At 61.8% G+C, this 17,972-nt stretch carries 16 protein-coding genes; 6 read left to right on the top strand and 10 right to left on the bottom strand.

Translation table 11 applies throughout. The annotated features are described in order from the left end of the window. Nucleotides 1-25 precede the first annotated feature (25 nt). The 7 genes from AB4Y72_RS16540 to AB4Y72_RS16510 form a co-directional block, all read right to left on the bottom strand. Complete coding sequence (locus AB4Y72_RS16540; protein ID WP_441427233.1) at nt 26-4,840, bottom strand: DEAD/DEAH box helicase; 4,815 nt, start codon at nt 4,838-4,840, stop codon at nt 26-28. A 412-nt stretch (nt 4,841-5,252) separates the two neighbouring features. Then, nucleotides 5,253-5,471 carry a hypothetical protein gene (locus AB4Y72_RS16535; protein WP_441427232.1) on the bottom strand — a complete coding sequence of 73 codons (219 nt, stop codon included), beginning with the start codon at nt 5,469-5,471 and terminating at the stop codon, nt 5,253-5,255. Between the two features lie 39 nt (nt 5,472-5,510). Beyond that, on the bottom strand, nt 5,511-6,860 hold the full coding sequence (locus tag AB4Y72_RS16530; RefSeq protein WP_441427231.1) for a hypothetical protein: 1,350 nt from the start codon (nt 6,858-6,860) through the stop codon (nt 5,511-5,513). 91 nt (nt 6,861-6,951) lie between these two features. Continuing rightward, nucleotides 6,952-7,197 carry a hypothetical protein gene (locus tag AB4Y72_RS16525; protein ID WP_441427230.1) on the bottom strand — a complete coding sequence of 82 codons (246 nt, stop codon included), beginning with the start codon at nt 7,195-7,197 and terminating at the stop codon, nt 6,952-6,954. A 47-nt stretch (nt 7,198-7,244) separates the two neighbouring features. After that, nucleotides 7,245-7,910: a hypothetical protein gene (locus tag AB4Y72_RS16520; protein ID WP_441427229.1), complete on the bottom strand. Its 666-nt coding sequence runs from the start codon at nt 7,908-7,910 to the stop codon at nt 7,245-7,247. Between the two features lie 427 nt (nt 7,911-8,337). Next, a complete protein-coding gene (locus AB4Y72_RS16515; RefSeq protein ID WP_441427228.1) occupies nt 8,338-10,002 on the bottom strand; it encodes a hypothetical protein in 1,665 nt (554 codons plus the stop codon). Nucleotides 10,003-10,298: 296 nt separating this feature from the next. Then, nucleotides 10,299-11,018, bottom strand: a complete 720-nt coding sequence (locus AB4Y72_RS16510) for a hypothetical protein (protein WP_441427227.1) — start codon at nt 11,016-11,018, stop codon at nt 10,299-10,301. Between the two features lie 587 nt (nt 11,019-11,605). Here AB4Y72_RS16510 and AB4Y72_RS16505 point away from each other — a divergent pair. The 4 genes from AB4Y72_RS16505 to AB4Y72_RS16490 all read left to right on the top strand — a co-directional run bounded on the left by AB4Y72_RS16505 (nt 11,606) and on the right by AB4Y72_RS16490 (nt 14,031). Further along, nucleotides 11,606-11,734, top strand: coding sequence for a hypothetical protein (locus AB4Y72_RS16505; protein WP_441427226.1), 129 nt, complete (start codon nt 11,606-11,608; stop codon nt 11,732-11,734). 123 nt (nt 11,735-11,857) lie between these two features. Continuing rightward, complete coding sequence (locus tag AB4Y72_RS16500) at nt 11,858-12,589, top strand: PspA/IM30 family protein (protein WP_441427225.1); 732 nt, start codon at nt 11,858-11,860, stop codon at nt 12,587-12,589. Between the two features lie 396 nt (nt 12,590-12,985). Next, a complete protein-coding gene (locus tag AB4Y72_RS16495) occupies nt 12,986-13,516 on the top strand; it encodes a hypothetical protein (RefSeq protein WP_441427224.1) in 531 nt (176 codons plus the stop codon). Then, nucleotides 13,516-14,031 (top strand): hypothetical protein, encoded by a 516-nt coding sequence (locus tag AB4Y72_RS16490; protein ID WP_441427223.1) that lies wholly within the window; start codon nt 13,516-13,518, stop codon nt 14,029-14,031. The genes AB4Y72_RS16495 and AB4Y72_RS16490 overlap by 1 nt, the downstream gene beginning before the upstream one ends. Nucleotides 14,032-14,106: 75 nt before the next feature. Here AB4Y72_RS16490 and AB4Y72_RS16485 read toward each other — a convergent pair whose 3' ends face one another. From AB4Y72_RS16485 to AB4Y72_RS16475, 3 genes are all read right to left on the bottom strand, one after another. Continuing rightward, nucleotides 14,107-14,301, bottom strand: a complete 195-nt coding sequence (locus AB4Y72_RS16485) for a hypothetical protein (protein ID WP_441427222.1) — start codon at nt 14,299-14,301, stop codon at nt 14,107-14,109. Between the two features lie 521 nt (nt 14,302-14,822). Continuing rightward, nucleotides 14,823-15,110 carry a hypothetical protein gene (locus tag AB4Y72_RS16480; protein WP_441427221.1) on the bottom strand — a complete coding sequence of 96 codons (288 nt, stop codon included), beginning with the start codon at nt 15,108-15,110 and terminating at the stop codon, nt 14,823-14,825. Between the two features lie 883 nt (nt 15,111-15,993). Beyond that, on the bottom strand, nt 15,994-16,899 hold the full coding sequence (locus AB4Y72_RS16475) for a LysR family transcriptional regulator (RefSeq protein WP_441427220.1): 906 nt from the start codon (nt 16,897-16,899) through the stop codon (nt 15,994-15,996). Between the two features lie 145 nt (nt 16,900-17,044). On the opposite strand from AB4Y72_RS16475, the gene AB4Y72_RS16470 reads away from it, so the two are divergent. Beyond that, the gene (locus tag AB4Y72_RS16470) at nt 17,045-17,782 is read left to right on the top strand and encodes an acetoacetate decarboxylase (RefSeq protein ID WP_441427219.1); all 738 of its coding nucleotides are present in this window, start codon (nt 17,045-17,047) and stop codon (nt 17,780-17,782) included. 52 nt (nt 17,783-17,834) lie between these two features. Continuing rightward, the coding region (locus AB4Y72_RS16465) for a 3-hydroxyacyl-CoA dehydrogenase NAD-binding domain-containing protein (RefSeq protein ID WP_441425504.1) at nt 17,835-17,972 on the top strand (138 nt) is incomplete at its 3' end.

Here is a 17,972-nt window from a genome sequence, read left to right as displayed (position 1 = left end):
CACCTTCCCGTACCGGCTCCGTTGGCTATTCGTCCAAACCGAGGCCCGGCAGGGAGCCGACGATGCGGTTCGTCTCCAAGCTGACAGTGACGATTCGGCCGATCAGGTCGATGATGAAGCGAGGCTGGCTGTGTTCACGCGACCAGTCGTTGGGGTCGTTGACAATGCCGGAGGCCTTGTCCGTCTTGACCTGATAGCGCTCGAGGATCCAGTCGAGAGCGGAACGCGCACCGAGCATGTATCGCTGCGCTTCTTCCGGGATGCCTCCTAGGGAGACATGCGAGTTGTAGATGATTCGGGTTTTGTCCCAGGCGCCGGCCTTGCCGGCGTACTTCATCTTGGTCACCGCATATTTGGTGTATTCGTCAGCAACGGGAATCAGCCCGTTTTCATCCTCTGTGAGCGGGTACGGTTCGACGTCCTCGTAGCCGATGTGCAGAGCGGAGAGGTCCCGCCCGGCTTGGGCAATGGCACGGAAGGCTTCGGTGCTGGGAACCCTGGGAATGCGCGGGAGCATCCTCTTCAGGTCCGAGGCGAACCTATTCCGGTACTCCGCCGAGTGCAGCAACCCGTAAACGTAGAAAAAGACGTCGTCCTTGACGACCTCCGGGCCGTAAGCGGTGCGGTAGGTGGCCAGTGCTGCGTCAGTGATGTTGTCAACCCGTGCGGGCGACGAAGACATACCTGCTGCGGCGAACAAGTCGTCGCCTGTTGCCGGAGTTGTGAAGGTGTATCGGGGAAAGAACTGGCCGGCACTCCCAGCGCCGGTAAGGTGCAAGTCAATCAGCTCGTCGGCAGCCAGCACTGAGAACGGGACCGCGGACCCGCTGCCAACGCTGTATATTCCGAGGTTGCCGAGGCCGTCCACCGGAAAGATTGCAGGCATCTTGGACTGGACTTCGTTGAGGCTGGAGTCGAAGTACATCTTGGTTTTGTTAAAAGGCCTGTAGGCAGCGACTCGGACCTTGTTGGGATCAACTTCGAGCGACTTGCCCTGCTCTGCTTGGCGCCTAAGTGAGCGTGACCAACTTATTCGTGCTGAGTCGAGTACTTCGCCGTGCCCGGACACGGTCCCATTGAACGCTTCCGCGAGCACCGCGACGTTTCGGAGCAGACTTTCCGCCGACGTGTTGTACACCCACGCGTCGCGGGCGCTCGTGGTCCCATTTGAAGATAGGGCGAAGATCCCGTCCGGCGAATCCTTGGCAGAAATAGGAGTGAACGACTCGAATACGGTATTTCGTTGGTTGATCCAGTCGCCGTCGGAGTTGGGGGCGATGGCGTCCCACTCGATGCTGGCGAGCGTGGCGGCCTCGACGATGGCGAGTTTTTCTTTGCGGTCTAGGTAATCGCCAATGTCCCGGTAGTGCAGGACCGCGCCGGGGGTGCCGCCCGGTTTCTTGACGAGGATCAGGATGGCTACCGTGTTTCGGCTACCCGAATCGAAGATCTTGCCACCTTCCCTGCGGCTTTGGTCACCGGCCGTGCGCTGGTTGCCGCGGAGGTTGAAGACGTAGATGTCGTGGAACTCGTCAACCAAGGTCTTCCGGAGTCCGTCCGCCGAATTGGAGTCAATGTAACCGCCGTTAGAAACATAGGCCACTACGCCGCCGTCTGGCGAAGCGAGGATGCGGTTCGACGCCCACCGGATAGCCCGGACGTAGGAGTCATAGAGTGATTTCTTGTTCTGAACGGTTCCAGCCGCTGCGTAGGTTGCCTCTATGGACCCGTCCAGATCGCGGTATTTCAAGTTCGCGTTGTTGTCATTGCCACTTGTCTGTCCCACAGAGTAGGGCGGGTTGCCGATGATGACCCGGATGTCCAACGCATTCTGTGCGACCACGCGCTCGTTGTTGGACGTGAAGACGTGCTCGTCGAGGGTGTCCCCGTCCTCTGTCATTTGGAACGTGTCGGTGAGGACGACACCGTCAAAGGGCACATACTCGACAGTCTCGGGGTCCTCGCCGCGCTCCGCAGCCTGCTCCTCTAGGAGCCCGTGAAGTGTCGCCTCGATATTGATCGCGGCAATGTAGTAGGCCATTAACAGGATCTCATTGGCGTGTAGTTCGCAGGTGTATTTGCGCAGCAGGTCCTCTGGTTTGATGCGACCGGATTGCAGGAGCCGGACGGTGAAGGTGCCCGTACCGGAAAACGGGTCCAGCACGTGCACGCCGGGCGCGGAGAGCGAGGAGCCGAAGTCCTTGGCCAGGACGTCGTCGACGGCGCGGATGATGAAGTCCACCACCTCGACAGGGGTGTAGACGATGCCTAGGGACTCGGCAGCGCGCGGGAAGGCGAGCTTGAAGAACTTCTCGTAGAGCTCAGTGATGATTCTCTGCTTGCCTTCGGCGTTCGTGACGCCCTCGGCTCGAATCCGCACGGAGCGGTAAAAGTCCTCCAGGTTCTGGACCTCGGAATCGAGGTTGTATTGCTCCAGCACCGCGATCATGGAATCCATGACTTGGGAGACCGGGTTGTGCGCGGCGAATGAATAGCCGTCGAATAGAGCCTCGAAGACGGGCTTGGTGATGAGGTGCTGGGAGAGCATATCGATTGCGTCGGACTCGGTGATGCCGTCGTTGAGGTTCCAGCGCAGCCCTTCCAAGAAAACTGCGAATTCTTCCCGGGCGCGCGGGTCGGGGCCGTCGAGGATGGTGCGGATGCGGATGACGTGACGGTCCGCGATCTCCTTGACGTCAGTAGCCCAGGATTCCCAGTAGCGCCGGTCCCCGACTTTGCGGACCATACGGGCGAAGATGGCGTTGCGCCAGGCATCAGCGCCGGCGAGGTGGAACAGCGTGTCCTGGCTTGGGGCGTCGCTGTCCCCGGATCCTTCGGTGCCGGGTTCGACGTCGTTGTTGAACGGGTCGGCGACCGTTATGACGTCGATGACGTCGTTGGAATTCCGGTTCAGGTCGAGCTTGTTGATCATCGCTTCGAACCGGTCATCGTGCGCGCGCAGGGCCTGCAGCACGTCCCAGACCACTTTGTACTTCTTGTTGTCGTTCAGCGCCGTCTCCGGGTCCTGTGAAGCCGGAACGGCAATCGGCAGGATGATGTATCCGTATTCCTTGCCCTCGGCTTTGCGCATCACGCGGCCCACTGACTGCACTACGTCGACCTGCGAGTTGCGCGGGTTCAGGAACAGCACCGCGTCCAGGGTTGGCACATCCACGCCCTCGGACAGGCACCGGGCATTGGACAGGATTCGGCAGACGTTCCCGTCCACGGGTTCCTTGAGCCAGTCCAGCTTCGCGGAGCGTTCAAGCACGTTGAACGTGCCGTCTACGTGACCGGCCTCCAGCTTTAGCGACGAATCGCCGTCCGTGGTGGCTTGGTCGTCGGTGCTGTTGACCAGAAGTTGCCGTCCGATCAGTTCGAACTCAGCGGCGAGCTTCTTCGATTCCTTGATGTTGCGGGCGAAGGCCACGGCCCGCCGCATCGGCGAGGCGTCCGCGATGTCCAGGCGCTGGCCGTTTACGCCCCGCTTCGACAGTCCGTTCCAGCAGCCGACTATCCGGGCGGCGTCGTCGAGCTTCAGGTCTCCGTTCTCCTCGAACAGGCCCTGGAAGGACCGGGAGACCGCTTCCTCGTCGACGGCCAGGACGAGGACTTTGTAGTCGGCCAGATGGCCCATCTCGACGGCCTTGCCGAAGCCCAGGTGGTGGAACTCGGGACCGTAAACGGCGTCGTCGTCCATGGAGTACACGGCGACGTTGTCTTCGGCCGCCTTCGCTTTGGACTCTTGGACGTAGATCCGCGGAGTTGCGGTCATGTATAAGCGCTTGGCGGCCTTGATGTAGGTGTTGTCGTGGACGCGCACGAACGTCGAATCGTCGTGGTCGGCTTCCGTGATGCCGGTGGTGCGGTGCGCCTCGTCGCACAGGATCAGATCAAAATCCGGCAGCCCATCCTTCTGGGCCTGGGCGATGACGTCGATGGACTGGTAGGTCGAGAACACAACGGTGACGGCTTCCTGGCCTGTGCTGATGCGTGCCCGGTTGAGCAGCTTCACCGGGTCCGTGGTGGCCGGGAACGCGAGGTCGTGCACGGAGACGTCCTCGTGCTCGCGCCGGCCCACCTTCGTGTCCGAGCACACGGCCAGGGGCCGCAATGGGACAGTGGCTTGCGCCGTCCACTCATTCAGGGTCTGCTGCAGCAGCGCGATCGAGGGCACCAGGAACAGCACACTGCCGCCGAGAGGAACCTGCTCCTCGACGATCTTGAGCGAGGTGTACGTCTTGCCCGTGCCGCAGGCCATGATCAGCTTCCCTCGGTCCCCGCCCTTGAAGCCGGCGGCGACGTCGCTTATCGCCTCCCGCTGATACTTGCGCGGAGCCTTGCGGTCCAGCTGGCGCATCTTCTCTGGCTGATCCACGTCGAACTCGGACCAGTCGATGGTTGACTCGGCCAGATCCTTGAGCCGCAACCGGGTCATCTCCTTCGACTGGCCCTCGAGCGCGTCCTCGGCGTGCTTGGACCACTTGTCCGTGGTGGAGACCACCATGCCGTAGGAGAAGTCAGTCTTGCCGGCGGCCGTGAAAAAGGAATCGATCTGGCCCTTCTGGAGCGTCAGCGTCGGGTCGAAGAACTTGCACTGGATGGCTGTGAGCTCTCCCGTGTACCGGTCCCGCGCAACCAGGTCGATACCGGTGTCCACCTTGCCGTTTCGGCCGGGCCACTCGTTCCACATCCAGACGTCGGAGAATTGGTCGGCGTACTTGGGTTCAAGCTGCAGGTAGCGCCTGATCAGGCGTTCGAAGCTGGTTCCTTTGTCTTTCTGGTCGATGGCTTTGAAGTACAAGCGGTCAAGGACGTCTTCGAAAGTTTTGGAACCCATGAGAAGTATCTTGCCTCATGCGAGGACCTGAACGTCTCGTCACGTGCCGTGGGGCTGCTCGAGAATCGGTCCTGAGGCCTGGGCAGGCGGGCCTCAGCACTTGGACCGCTCTACTAGGTGGGGAGATAGAGGTTTCATTCCTTTGCCAATAGACCCAATCAATAGCCCGCCGCTGACAGCGCGGAAGCATCTCGGATCCCCGGTTCTTATCCGCTCGTTCTTATCCGCTCGGCGGCATCGATGGCTGTGGGTAGATGTGTTACCCGAGCCGGAGCTAGACCTAGATCCGCATCTTGGGTACTGTGTGGGGCCGCATTGGCATACCGGTCTTCCAACCGAGTAGCGCCATTCAGCGCTACTTGCGGCAAGCGAAGACCTCCCGCCGGCGGCGGGGGGCCTTCATCGGTTTTGTTTAGGTCAACCTGGACCGGGCAGCGGTTCTCTTCAGGATGCGGTCCACCGTTGCGTTCGCGTCCTCTGAAGACTTGATCTCGCGCATGTCTACGAAGATGGCGCCCGCTCCCTGATCGATGAAGTACTTCGCGGACTTTACGTGTCTCAGCGCGGCCGCCGGGCTCTCAGGTTGGCGATCTTCGAACACAGCTTGGAGACGGTCAAATCGACGGCCCATGTCTACTCCTCAGTTCGGAATGATTCTAGGTTGATCGCACTACTTTGGGAATAGTAGAGGCATGCGAATCACTTCGATGAGTACGCCGAAGACTTTGAAGAGGAACATTGCGCGCTTCAGGATCTCGTCGTAATGGATTAGCCACAGCAACGCCACGGCATCTACTACAGCAGCTGTCCACCACAGGATATTCCAGAACAGGGGCGTCATTGGGATCGCGGCTGCCGTGGCCATAAGGAGGAGCACGAACGAGAGTAGGAGCAGAATCATCCGTAGCGGTCCGAGAAGCGTTGCAGTGAGGTCGTGTTCTGGCGTCCGGCCCAGCCAAGAGAGCAACAGTGCCGGGCCGATCAGCAAAATCGACGCCGACGGAGATGGAATTTTAGCGTCTGGGGTCAGGGCTGCGACCATGTCGAATTTCAACAGTAGTGCTAGAAAGAGTGCCGCCGAGACAAGAGCGGCAGAGGCCCGGGTGAAATTCTGAATTCCTCGCCGCGCAGGCACGACATCGACGACCAGCCGTCCCGAGCTCATTCGGGACATCGGCGCGATCGAGACGTGTCCTACTGGGCGCGCGAACTTTGGCTTTGGACGATCACTGTCCCGGTCGAGAGGGCTACCGTCGGGGTTTAGCTCGACCATTCGGACGGCCCGTATTGCCAAGCCTGGAGGGACAATGACCTCCATGTGCTGGCTTGCGGTGAATCCGAAGTCAGGCACCTCAGTCTGAATTACCGCCGTTCTAGTGCCGCCGGCCAGTGGCGCGTCTAGATCGTGCGAGAACTTCAGGACGGTTCGCGTCCCGCGCAGCGTGGAATCCATCTCCACGAGGAACAGGAAGTGGCTGGCAAGGTGACGGGCGAACCTATTGAAAACTTCAACGTCCTGCCTGTCATTGTCTCCGGGGTTCCTGCCTTCGACAATCCTATTGAGCCAGGAATCGAACGCTCTCGCAGTTGCCTCGGCTTCATCGGGAGTCGCGTCTACCAGCTGATGGATGTGCGCTGAGCACTCCGCCCTTGTAGCCGCGTTTGCCCGGATCCACTCGGGGGTGATTTGGTTTAAGAACATAGCTGCGAGTTCGCTGTTTGCCGCAGTGCCGAGGACTGGCATCGGATGCCCGGACGCATCTCGGGTGCTCACCCGGCGGAGAGTTGCCTTCTCTATGAGTGCGAGTGGTACGATCATCCGGCCTTTTGACCCGCTGATTGCCCAATCGGCTGGCACCGTCACGTCGAGGGAAACGGAGCGACTGGTTTCGCCTTCGACTCCGAGTGTCAACGAGTCGACTCTTCGGTGGACCCAGCTTTGGGAGCCGAGAATGAGTTGAGTCAGCCGCGCTCCCGTTCCCAGACCGTTACCCCTCTCGGCCGGCTGGTCGTCACCCATTCTCGGATCCATTCGTGCCTGCTTTCCCAGAGAAGCTGATTCCGTAAATATACAGACCGGCAGCGCAGACCCATTTATGGTTCGCTAGGGGCTAGCTCACGAACTGGAAAGCAACAAGCCAGGGCCGCGTGCTTGAAGTTGCCTTACCCTTAACCTCCTGCATGACCTTCACGGAATCGTAGTAGCGGCCTCCTTTCACCAGCAGATACCTGCGTGCAGGGCCGAATGGGTACTTGTCGAGAAAGGCCTGTCGCCTTAGGGAGTCATGCTCTGTTACAGCCCGCAGGAAGGCGTCCCGGTCGGTCAGGTCGTTCAGCGCCGTCTTGAGTTCTTTCATTCGGTGCACCCGGTTCCAGCCGATCATGGGAACCGGAGTGGCGGGAGCTACTTGGCGCTTTTGGGAAGATCACGCTGGTAAATCCAGATCGCGTGGTCGAACTTCTGCAGCTCTACATCGGGGCGCTCTGCAGCGTGCACGGCTGCGACGATACGCCTGGCAGTTTCCGCCTGAACAGGTGCCAAATGTTGTTCTTTCAGCGCAGTATCGACAAAGCCGCGGATCATCCGGTCTGCCTTAATACCGGGCTGACCGAGAAGCATGGTGAAGTACTCGTACGTCACATCGCCAAGCCCCTTTACATTCGTGTAGGCCCTTTTGTGGTCCGGATCGAGCGCATGGAGGTGCGTCGCGCTGCCAACTGGGGGAGTCAGGGAAAGGAAGCTGCCGGCCGCTTCGATGATGCACTCGCTCTTGTATCGTCCGACGGTCCTGCCATTCCCCATGACGTCCCTTATTCGCTTCTCGCCTAGGTTGCGCAAGCACTCGAGGTCACTAGCGGCGTCGGGGTAGGCGTCTCGGAATGATTTCGCCCTGCCGAGGACGCCTTTGGCTGGGTCCTTCGTCTTATAGACAGCCCGGATGGAGAACACCGCATCGACGAGAGACATCCCGATTTGGTCAGGCCACCCGCCCGGCCACGCGCTGAAATTCTCTTCAGGAATGCGCTTCAATGCCTTCGCTACGGCCGCTATTGCCTGCTGTTCGTCCATCTGCCCCCGCCTCGTCGATTTATGGTCAGACTATCCGACCCGTTTTCCGAAGCCTGACGCCGCCGCAGCCGGAGTGTGGGTGCCCGTGAGGGGCACGACACCATCGCCGGTACGCCGCTTTGGCTTTGGGCTTCGTAGCAGTATGCGCTTATCACGGGTATTCGTAAGCGGGGCTGCCGCCAAGGAATCCCGCAGCCGTCGCCGCGTGCACTAACGGCTGCACACCTGTGTCGCCGAGGGCGCTACAAGTCCGCGGTCGGGCGTGGCCGGAAGGTCAGCGCCGAAAGCCATGCCCAGTCGATCCGCTCCCCATCTAAGGCTCTAGCACGGCATATGTGCGGCGTCCCTGCCGCAACTGCCAGGCATCAACAAGCCCGCCCCGGTCGCGGTGGCCATGCGGGCCCGTTCGCTGGCTCGAGGAGTGTGGCTAGAAGGTGAAGCGGGTCGTTGCTGTCTCCATGACTAGGCTCCCATTGGCGATGTATGCCGCAGTCCGGGGTTTGGGCAGCGCAATTATCCTGCCCTCGAAGCGGTCAAGGTCGAAGACGCCGCAGGCAGTCCGGGTGTCCATGAGGACGTGACTGCCGAGAAGCTGGGAAAGACCGCCTGTGTCGATGAACGTGCAGTCCGCCTCTCCACTACCCCGGCTCGCCCGGAAGAAGAACGAGTCGGAGCCGCCTGAGATGCCTTCGTCGGACTCACGCAGAACTCGCGGCACCCACGGTAGGACCCACGAATCGATGAGCTCACCAGTGAACGAGAGATGCAGCAGCAACCCTGAGTAAGCGCCGATGTACAGTCCTTGGCCATCGGCCGCCAACTGCACCAAGTAAGCCCAGTCAGGTCTTGACGACGAGGCCACAACGGAGCCATAGTCCTCAGAGGTCCTCTCGTCATCCAGATGGAACGCAGCCATGACGTCCCCGTCGAACGAGTAGACGAAGACCTTGTTGATCACGCTGACAACGAGGCGCTCTGTAGCCAGCGAAGCGTGAACGGACCGGATGGCTGTGGATGTTTTCAGCTCCTTGTCCCCGAAGCCGCGCAGCGTACCCCTTACCTCAGGTGTCGCAAAGAGACTGAGCGCCCGCACCTGTTCAGCATCGGTGGTGTAGATCCGCACGACCGAATCCCGGTCAATGGAGATGCCGCAGTCCCCTTGGGGGTTTGACCGGAGTCGGGCATAGTAATCGAGATCCACAATCGCCCCCGGCGACCCGTCTGGGTTGAGCACAGCCGTGGGGACGTAAAGTGAGCCGTCGGCTCTCTTATTGACCGTTACGCCCTGAAGCCATGTCTTGTTCCCGACGGACACTGACTCCGACTTGCGCGTCCTCCTCAATTCCTTCGGCACCTGGGTCTCTTCCGGCGCGGCCAGGGGCAAGTTGTCAAAGGATGGGGCACGCTCCGCCGGGCGGTCCCAGATCCGGTCCTCGATGTGTTCCGGCCGCTTCAGCAGTACCGACTCGGCGAGGGGTCTCCCTTTCCGGAAGGGTACCGGTTTCAGGGCTTGAGGGGCAGGTTCGGGGGCGCTGCGGTGAAAGAAGACTTTCTGACCTTGGGACTCCACGATCAGGACTTTCGCGTCGCGCATCGCGCGCCACACGGCCCGGAGCCGGACCCGGTCTTCGGGTGAGAAGACCTTGCGGACATCTTTGATGTCGGTGACCTCGTTAGCCGCAACCATGTCAGAGACGGTCTTGACGATGCGCAGGTAGTCGACACTGCACGGCTCTGATTCCTGCGCGCCGTATCGGCCGCAGAAGCTGTCGAGTATTTCCAGGGAACCCATATCTGCGCGGACCGCGGCAAATGCAAAGGCTTCCTGGCTGAGAAGCGGGTAGAAAAAGTAGGTGGTGACGTCTTGGGCCCTGTCATAATCGGACACCTGCTCGTCACGGAGCTCCCGCCAGTACGCGGGCATCCGGGAAGGATCCTTCTCCGCGGCCGGTATCTCGGTTGGCATGAGGCTGACGGCGCGATGGAATGCGGCCGCGGCGGCGGAAGGCTTGGAAGCATCCAGCGCGGCTTGCACGATTTCCCATGAATTCCAGTACGGATGAAGTGGCGTTTGATCCCCAGTCGTAGTCACCGGCCCATTCTGGCAGATGAATGGTGAGGGGCTGACCTGCTTCACCTCGTGGCAGACCGAAAATGCAGCCCGTCAAATTCGATCAGTCGGCCTTCTCTGCTGTTCAGAGCAGGCCGATTCCGCGTACAAAGGTTCCGGATAACGGAAGGGGGCCGGAAGTCGTAGCGGGTGAGAAACAGTCTGTCGGCAACGGCCGCACCAGCGCCCGCATGCCATGTGCCGTATCACGGCCATGGAACGCGGGCACCCTCATGTGTGCGGAGGGTGAAGGTGTCACAACACCGCAAAGCGCCGCCCTAGTCGTCGTCTTGAGTGGGAGGAAGGTCTTCCCCTTCGAGAATGTCTTCATCGAAGAAAGGCTTCGGTGGTCCAAAGGCAAGTCTGGTGGCGGCGATGACAGAGGAAGTGGTAGCGAAAGTGAATCCAGCGCCGATGACAGCTCCTAACGCGTAGGGCAAAACCGTCTTCAGCACGATCGTGCCCGTTGGGCCGGTCTTGGTAATGAAGTTTGGGTGAAAAAGACCGTTAATTGGCTTTAGAACTGACCCCGGGATGGCCTTTAATGTCTTCCGTGTCCAGTGCTGGCTAGTCTTCTTTGCGAAGTTGGGAATCGCGCTATCGGCTCCTTGCTCGAGGAGGATGGAGAGGGCGAGTTTTCGACGGTGTTCGATGTCGGACGGCGGAATCTGGTATACCTCGGCCACAGCGAGAATGTAGAAGACGGCGGCCGGAAGTGATACTGCTGGCCCACCGAGAGTAATCGCAAGGGCAGCAGCCTTTCCAATCCCCGGGGCAGCGGACGTCGCACCAGCTGCGGCGCCGGCAGCGCTGGTCGTTATGAGTAGCTCGGTTTCCAATTTCTTCAAGATGGCTGCGGGCGTCAGGCGGGGATGCTTGGTGCGCAGCTTCCGCACATGGGCGGCTGCTGGAGACGCTTGGCCTTTCAGGATGGAATTTATCTTCTCCAGAAGCGCATGATCGGGCGCCTCCGCACCATTCGGGCTTGGGTCTTCCAAGTTGTTTCTCCTCATGCGTGGCCCGAATATCAAGGTGCGGGCTGGCCCTGCGAAAAGTATGCCGCAAGGAAGATCCAAGAGGGCGGTCGATGACGGGAAGTTGGACCTACGCAGCACCAACAATAAGTCTTCACAGACTTATCCGTTGGTCTGTGGCCGGTAAGGGCGGGTGCGCTGTGCCTTATCTCCGCTGCAATCCGTAGTACCTGGAGCGACACGTTTACGACACGCTTTGAACGGGAATTGCCGGGAACACGCGGGTAGGATTTCAACATCAATTGCTGCAAAATTGCTGGTCGGGAACGCTATTTGGGCATCCCGGGAACGCGCGGGATACCCCGCCGCGATAAGCGGGGATCGTCGGTTTGAATCCGACAGGGGCCCCAGGAACCCCTCCATTCCGGCGATTTTGCCCGGAATGGAGAGGGTCTTTGTACAGAAACAATCGGGGCGCAGCACGTTTAGATTTAGTCCTGTGGACTCGCCGGCGACGCCCGTCACAGGATGGTCCGTATAGAAATCAATATGCAGACAATTAACAAGCCCATGGCGCCGATCACGGACCAAGGCCACCCGGCACTGGGGCCTTGTCGAAGACCGGCGCCGGGGCGGTGGCCTGGACGGGCTCGAAGGTGTGGGTCCACGCGCTCCTGGGAACCGACGAGGCCATCATCGCCTCCTTCTCGGTCCCGGACTCCCTGGACGGGCTTCTCTGACAGCCCGGAGCAGGGTGAAGGGCGGCGCGCCGGGCTGGCATAAGCCGTCAGCGGGACCGAGAATGGATTCGCCGCATGGGACGTCTCGTCCGGCACACTCCACCGCAGAACAGAAAGCTCGACGTGAAGCAGAACATCTTCGGCCGCGTGGCCCAGCTCGCCAAAGCCAACATCAACGCCCTCCTGGACCAGGCGGAGGACCCGCAGAAGATGCTAGACCAGATGGTCCGGGACTACTCGGCGAACATCCGGGAAGCCGAGACCGCCGTCGCCCAGACGATCGGCAACCTCCGGCTCGCTGAAGACGACCACCGCAAAGCGGTCCAGGACGCCTCCCATTGGGGCGGCAAGGCCCTGGCCGCGTCCCGCAAAGCCGACGAATACCGGGCCGCGGGCAACGCTGTGGATGCGGAGAAGTTCGACAACCTGGCCAAGGTCGCCATCGGCCGGCAGATGTCCGCCGAGACGTCCGCGAAAGCTATGGAACCGGGCATCGCTTCCCAGAACGCCACCGTGGAGCAGCTCAAGGGCGGCCTCGCCCAGATGCAGAGCAAGCTCCGGGAACTGGCGGCCAAGCGCAACGAGCTGATTGCCCGGTCCCGGACCGCCGCCGCCCAGTCCCAGGTGAACGAGGCCCTGCGCGGCCTGAACGCCGCCGACCCGACCTCGGCCCTGGGCCGGTTCGAGGAACGGATCCGCCGCGACGAGGCCAAGGTGCGGGGCCAGCAGGAACTGGCCGCATCATCCCTCGACGCACAGTTCGCCTCCCTGGAAGACCTCGGGGAGCAGACCGAGATCGAGGCGCGGCTGGCAGCCCTCAAATCCGGCAGCCAGCAGAAGGCCATCGGCTACTGACCCCTCCTTCTGCGTTCCGGCACATATGCCGCACACCGCAGCGGTGAAAGTCGGTGCCGTCCTGAAGGCTGCGCCCTCCGCCTGGGCGAAGGGGACGGTCGTCAAGTACCCGTGGACCCGCAACGGGGCCACCATCTCAACGGCCGCCACGCACAAGACACGGAGACGAGCGCAAGACGATCGCTGTGACAGTCAGCGGCAAGAAAGTCGGCTGCACGACGGTGAAGGCCGCCGGGCTGTTCAGCGTCCGTTAATCCCGCAGGTCCAGGAAGGGCCCTGATCCGCTTTCCCTAGAGTCCCTTCGTGAATCTGGCACCCGCGTCCTAACCCGGTCCCGGGGCTTTCAGCACATAGACTTCTCACGCCCCGCCACTCCTAAAGAAACAGATCGCACGCATGGACAATTACGGAGAATTCCTGCATCGGCTCGACGCCGCCGCAAAGAGCCTCACGGAGCGCCGCGAAGCGCTCGGGCGCGCCCGCACGGTCGTTGAGGCTGCCTTCGAAAATAACGACTACGGCCGCCAGGAATGGGCGAAGCGCCTGGACAAGGTGGAGCAGCTCATGGCCGGCCGGGCGGCGCCCGACGCAGGGCTCCAGGAGCTCCACAGCGTCGCCACCAACATGCTGGCAATGTTCCAGGCCCGCGCCGACCGCGTCGGAGCCCGCCTCGCCGCCGTGGACATGCGCATCAGTGAGCTGGACGCCCCGCTGCAGGACCTGAACCTCAGCAAGGTGAAGCTCACGACCTCCCGCCAGGTCGCGGAAGAACGGGAGCGGCTCGGGCAGGCCATGCAGAACCTGGCCGGGACAACCGAAGGGGCCAACATGGTGGTCCCCGATGCCGGACTCAATGAAGACCTGAAGAAAGCCCGGGAGGCCGTTGTGCTGGCCGAGGCTCTCCTCGAAGTGAAAGGCGGCCAGTGATGGCAGACACCCCAGGGCATTACGTCACCGGGTTCAGCTCCAGCGAGTGGACCGGCAACGCGCTCAAAGACTCCGGCTCGATCTGGTTCGGCACAGGGTTCATCGCCTTCCTCCTGTGCCTGCTCCTCATGATTTTCATCCCTCCGCTGCGGAGCGTCTCCGCCGTCCTCTGGGTCTGCAACGTGACGGCGGTCCTGGCGATGATCGCCACAATCGTGGGCAACGTGCAGCGCGAGAAGCGAAGCCTCACTAAGATGACCGACCAGACCAACGCGTTCATGGCGGAGGTGACCGGCGACCCCAACGCCCGGATCACCCGCGGGAGGATGCAGTCCCTGATCGTGGACAAGAAACGCGGCCTTGAGCTCCAGATCAACGGCGTTCCCGGCCTCGAGATCAAGGCCGTGCCCAAAGATGAGAAGTCCACGCAGGTCCGGGCCATCCTCACCCGGCCGGACTACGGACTCCAGAGCTTCGACGTGCTGCTGGAAGCTGAAGCGGAGCGCACGCCCTGACTGCCGTGCGGGACTTGCCCGGTCACGCAAAGAGAGCCCGGCACCGGTTGTTACGGGGCTCTCTCGTGTTGGCCGTCAGACGCTGGCAGCTTCTCTGGTGAGTCGGGCGATGCAGCGCTCCTCGGCTTCGATGTCTTCCCGCATGTCCTCCGGGTCGCCGATACAGCCGCCGGTCCGGTACAGGTGCCGCATGTGGCCCGGGGCGTAGAACACCTTCGAGGCCGGAGTCAAGGCGGCGCTGGACGCCGTCCGGCAGGCCGACTTCGCCAACGACCGGCCATAACCGCAGGTCAGGTTCCGTTTCCGCTGAACGAAACGCTAGGAAGTGTGTTTGCGGCCCGCCTGAGACTTCGAAAAAGGGCCACGCCTTTGGCAGTCAAAGAACCGCGCGTCGGTAGCAACCCGTGCCGGCCACGCGGCCATCCGCTCTTACGACACGTTTACCACACGGTTTAGGGGGGAACTGGCGGGAACCTGCGGGTACTATTTCGACCTCAATAGAGGCAAAATTGCTTGTCAGGGCCGGTTCAAGGCACCTCCGGGAACACCCGGGACGCCCGCTCTTGTAATGCGGGGTCATCGGTTCGAGTCCCACGGCTTGACCGTGGCGGAGAGTTTAATATCGGTCGGTTTCGACTAAACAGGCCAGTCTTGGCGTGAGGTAGCGATCCATGGTTTGGTGGTTCTCTCCGACTGTCGCAACACAGCGGCGCCCAAGCTCTTGAGCAACCGCAGTTGTTGTGCGAAACCCGGCGAAACAGTTGCGGACCGCGGGCGCCGGCGGTCCACCCTCAGCGCATTCCTTCGGTGAGAATGAGCCTGCCCTGCGAATCCTCTCTGAAGAGCACCTCGCCTTGGAGGCCGGACTGGTGGACCAGCCGGAGGCCATAAGGCAGTTCGGTCTCACGTTCAAGCACTGTAAATGAGTGCGAGCTGAAAGCTCGGAGGAGACCAGGAGTGCCATCGTAGAAGACTGTGCCGCTCGAATTCTCCAGAACCCGGAGGGATCCAAAGCCCACCTCCCTGGCCCTTGCCGCCAGGTCGAACTGCCAGGCAGGGCGCTGGTTGGGAGTGGGCATGGTTAGAGCTTAGCGAAGGACGGCGACGTCCGCCTCTACACGGGGAGACTGAGGTGGACCGGACGCCACCTCCCGCTCATCGCGAGGCGTCAACGGCCCCCCGTACCAGTTGTAATGCACTAGGACGACTCAAAGCGGAGCCTAACCGCAGTGCGCGGGCGATCATCGGGGGTTATCGATTCGATCCCACTCCTCTCGAAGAGTAGCTAGGCTGCGCGGCGCGACGTGAGGAGGGCAGCCAGTTCGTCCTTCCTTTGGGTTAGGGTCACGCTCCGAACCAGCGTTTTGGTTGGGCGATGTGCTAGAGCCAGAATCTCGTCGTAGTCCGACTCGGTGAATCGGAGTGTGCGCTGGTCGAGACGCAAATGCGGCCATGCACCGGTGTACGCCTTCTCCCGAACGGAGCGTTCGGAGATACCGAGCCGATCCGCGATTTGCTTTGGCGTAAGGACGGCAAGCGTCGTAGCGGTTGTACTCATTTCAGTTCCATACTTTTGCTTCTTGCTTTGGTCATCTCTGTCACTTCTTTCTATGCGTCAGAAGCGGTGACGGGCCCTTGAATGCCAGTGCACGGGACGAACTGGCGTGGGCGGTGTGGGTGATCTGGCCGTGACAAGGCGTGTTTTGACGGTCTTGGACGGGGCAAAAACCTCTAGAAATCAAGAATTTAGCCTAAAACGACACGCCGGGAAGGGGGTTCAAATCCCCCCTCGCGCACGCAAATGAAAGAACCCCGGTCTTTGGACCGGGGTTCTTTTTTGTCTCCACCCACGCGGAAGGGATTCTCGCCCACGTGGCTCTCCAAGATACGACACCCGTGGCGACCCCCTCCGAGAAGGAGAAGCCAGGTCCGCCGCCCACAGCTGGGGGCAATTCTCATAGATTATCCACCGCTACTGCTGCCAGGGAGCCACTCCAACCGCTCCCAATTTCCAGCCGTGGATGACCTGATGTATTCATGTGCCAGTCGTTCCATAGCTTGTGCCAAGGGATGCGGGGAATGTGCGGGCAGGACTAGCTCCAGCGAGATCTCGGGCGCATCGGGAACCGCGATGTACCGGACTCCCGGGTGGGGATGCTGCCGGGCGGAGGAGGGAACGACGCCGATCCCGCTGCCAGCTGCGACCATCTCGATGCCTTCGTCGTAGTTGCGGCTGTTCAATGTGACGGCGGGTTGACGGCCGGCGGGCCACATCTCGGCCCCCACGGTGCCGCTGACGGCGTTGACCACCAGCGGATAGGCGGAAAGCTCCGACCAGTGCAGCCTCCGTCTTCGCGAGAGCGGGTGGTCCCGTGCGACAGCGACGATGCGGGGTTCGGTTGCCAGTTCCACCGTGCGGACGGTCGGCGTCGTGCCGGCACCGGCGTACACGATCGCAGCGTCGGTGTGGCCGTCGGCTACCCCGCCCCAGCGGTCGTCGCGGCGGACGAGCTGCACTTGGGCACCGGTGGCTTCCCCGAGCCGGTCGATCAGGTCTCTGGCCAGCGTGCTGGGCAGCAGCCACGTGAACCCGAGCCGCAGGACATCAGGCTCCTTGACGGACCGGATGGCAGCTTCCAGCTGCGGCAGGATCGACGCCAGTTCAGCGCCGAGCCGTTCCCCGGCGGGTGTGAGCGCGACCCGCCGGGTCGTCCTTTCCACAAGCCGTGTCCCCACTGCGCGCTCAAGGCGGGCGACGGCGCGACTGAGAAACGGCTGGCTGACTCCCTTGAGCGCCGCAGCCCGGGTGAAGTGCCGCTCCTCTGTCAACGTCATGAACAGTTCGAGGTCCCGGAGTCCAACATCCATTCACTTATTGTATAAATATTCCGGTACGGGCATTTCACTCCGACGTTGCCGCGGCCTAGCGTCTATGGGGTATTGAACCGGAGGGCATTCGGTGCGCGGCCCGCCCCGGCTCCCAGACCACGCGCGCCGGAAAGTCAGCATCGCTGTGCAAACCCACGAAGTGCTCCAGGCCACCGCAACCCCTCTCGGCGGGGCGGCCTATCCACAAGGACCCTACCGTTTCATCGGTAGGGAGTACCTGAACATCACTTACAGGACGGACCCGGAGGCCATGCGGGCCCTCGTCCCCGAGCCCCTGGAGGTCGTGGACCCGTTGGTGCGGTTCGAAGTGATCCGTATGCCGGACAGCTCGGGCTTGGGCGATTACACCGAGTCGGGACAGGTACTTCGCGTCAGGTATCAGGGCCAGGACGTGGACTACGTGCACAACATGTTCCTGGACAACGGACCCGCCATCTCCGGCGGCCGCGAGGCCAGCGCCTATCCTAAGAAGCTCGGCCGGCCCCGCCTGTTCGTCGATTCCGACACCCTGGTGGGGACTCTCGACTATGGCAGCCTACGCGTTGCCACCGCAACGATGGGATTCAAGCATGCCGTGTTGGACCCGGAGCAAGCCCGGGCCGAGATCGCGATCCCCACCATGATGCTCAAGCTGATGCCCGGCTACGACGGCAAGCCCCGTATCGCAGAGCTTGTCAGGACCCAGATCCAGGACCTGACCATCCGCGGCGCTTGGACCGGCCCGGCCAGACTCGAACTGCATGCCCACGCCTTGGCGCCGCTGTCGGACCTGCCCGTGCGCGAGATTGTCTCCGCCAGCCATATCCTGACCGACCTGACCCTGCCGGGCGCCGAACTCGTGCACAACTACCTGGCAGCCTAGCCGCTCTAATCTGGCCGCTGCATCGTCAGCGGTCTTCTGAGAAGGAATCGACATGACCTACACGCTCCCCGCCAACATCGCGGACCGGCCCATCACTGTCATCGGCGGCGGCACCCTGGGCCGGCGCATCGCCTTGATGTTCTCGCTCCAAGGCGCCGAGGTGCGCGTCTACGACACGAACCTCGGGGTG

This window comes from Arthrobacter sp. YAF34, assembly GCF_052113245.1.
Taxonomy (GTDB): domain Bacteria; phylum Actinomycetota; class Actinomycetes; order Actinomycetales; family Micrococcaceae; genus Arthrobacter.
Note: the sequence above shows the minus strand (reverse complement) of the source record. Positions and strands in the feature narration are given on the sequence as shown.

Coding starts and splice junctions, on each gene's coding strand:
- AB4Y72_RS16540 (WP_441427233.1), bottom strand. CDS start 4,840: ATGGGTTCCAAAACTTTCGAAGACGTCCTTGACCGCTTGTACTTCAAA.
- AB4Y72_RS16535 (WP_441427232.1), bottom strand. CDS start 5,471: ATGGGCCGTCGATTTGACCGTCTCCAAGCTGTGTTCGAAGATCGCCAA.
- AB4Y72_RS16530 (WP_441427231.1), bottom strand. CDS start 6,860: ATGGGTGACGACCAGCCGGCCGAGAGGGGTAACGGTCTGGGAACGGGA.
- AB4Y72_RS16525 (WP_441427230.1), bottom strand. CDS start 7,197: ATGAAAGAACTCAAGACGGCGCTGAACGACCTGACCGACCGGGACGCC.
- AB4Y72_RS16520 (WP_441427229.1), bottom strand. CDS start 7,910: ATGGACGAACAGCAGGCAATAGCGGCCGTAGCGAAGGCATTGAAGCGC.
- AB4Y72_RS16495 (WP_441427224.1), top strand. CDS start 12,986: ATGGACAATTACGGAGAATTCCTGCATCGGCTCGACGCCGCCGCAAAG.
- AB4Y72_RS16490 (WP_441427223.1), top strand. CDS start 13,516: ATGGCAGACACCCCAGGGCATTACGTCACCGGGTTCAGCTCCAGCGAG.
- AB4Y72_RS16480 (WP_441427221.1), bottom strand. CDS start 15,110: ATGCCCACTCCCAACCAGCGCCCTGCCTGGCAGTTCGACCTGGCGGCA.
- AB4Y72_RS16475 (WP_441427220.1), bottom strand. CDS start 16,899: ATGGATGTTGGACTCCGGGACCTCGAACTGTTCATGACGTTGACAGAG.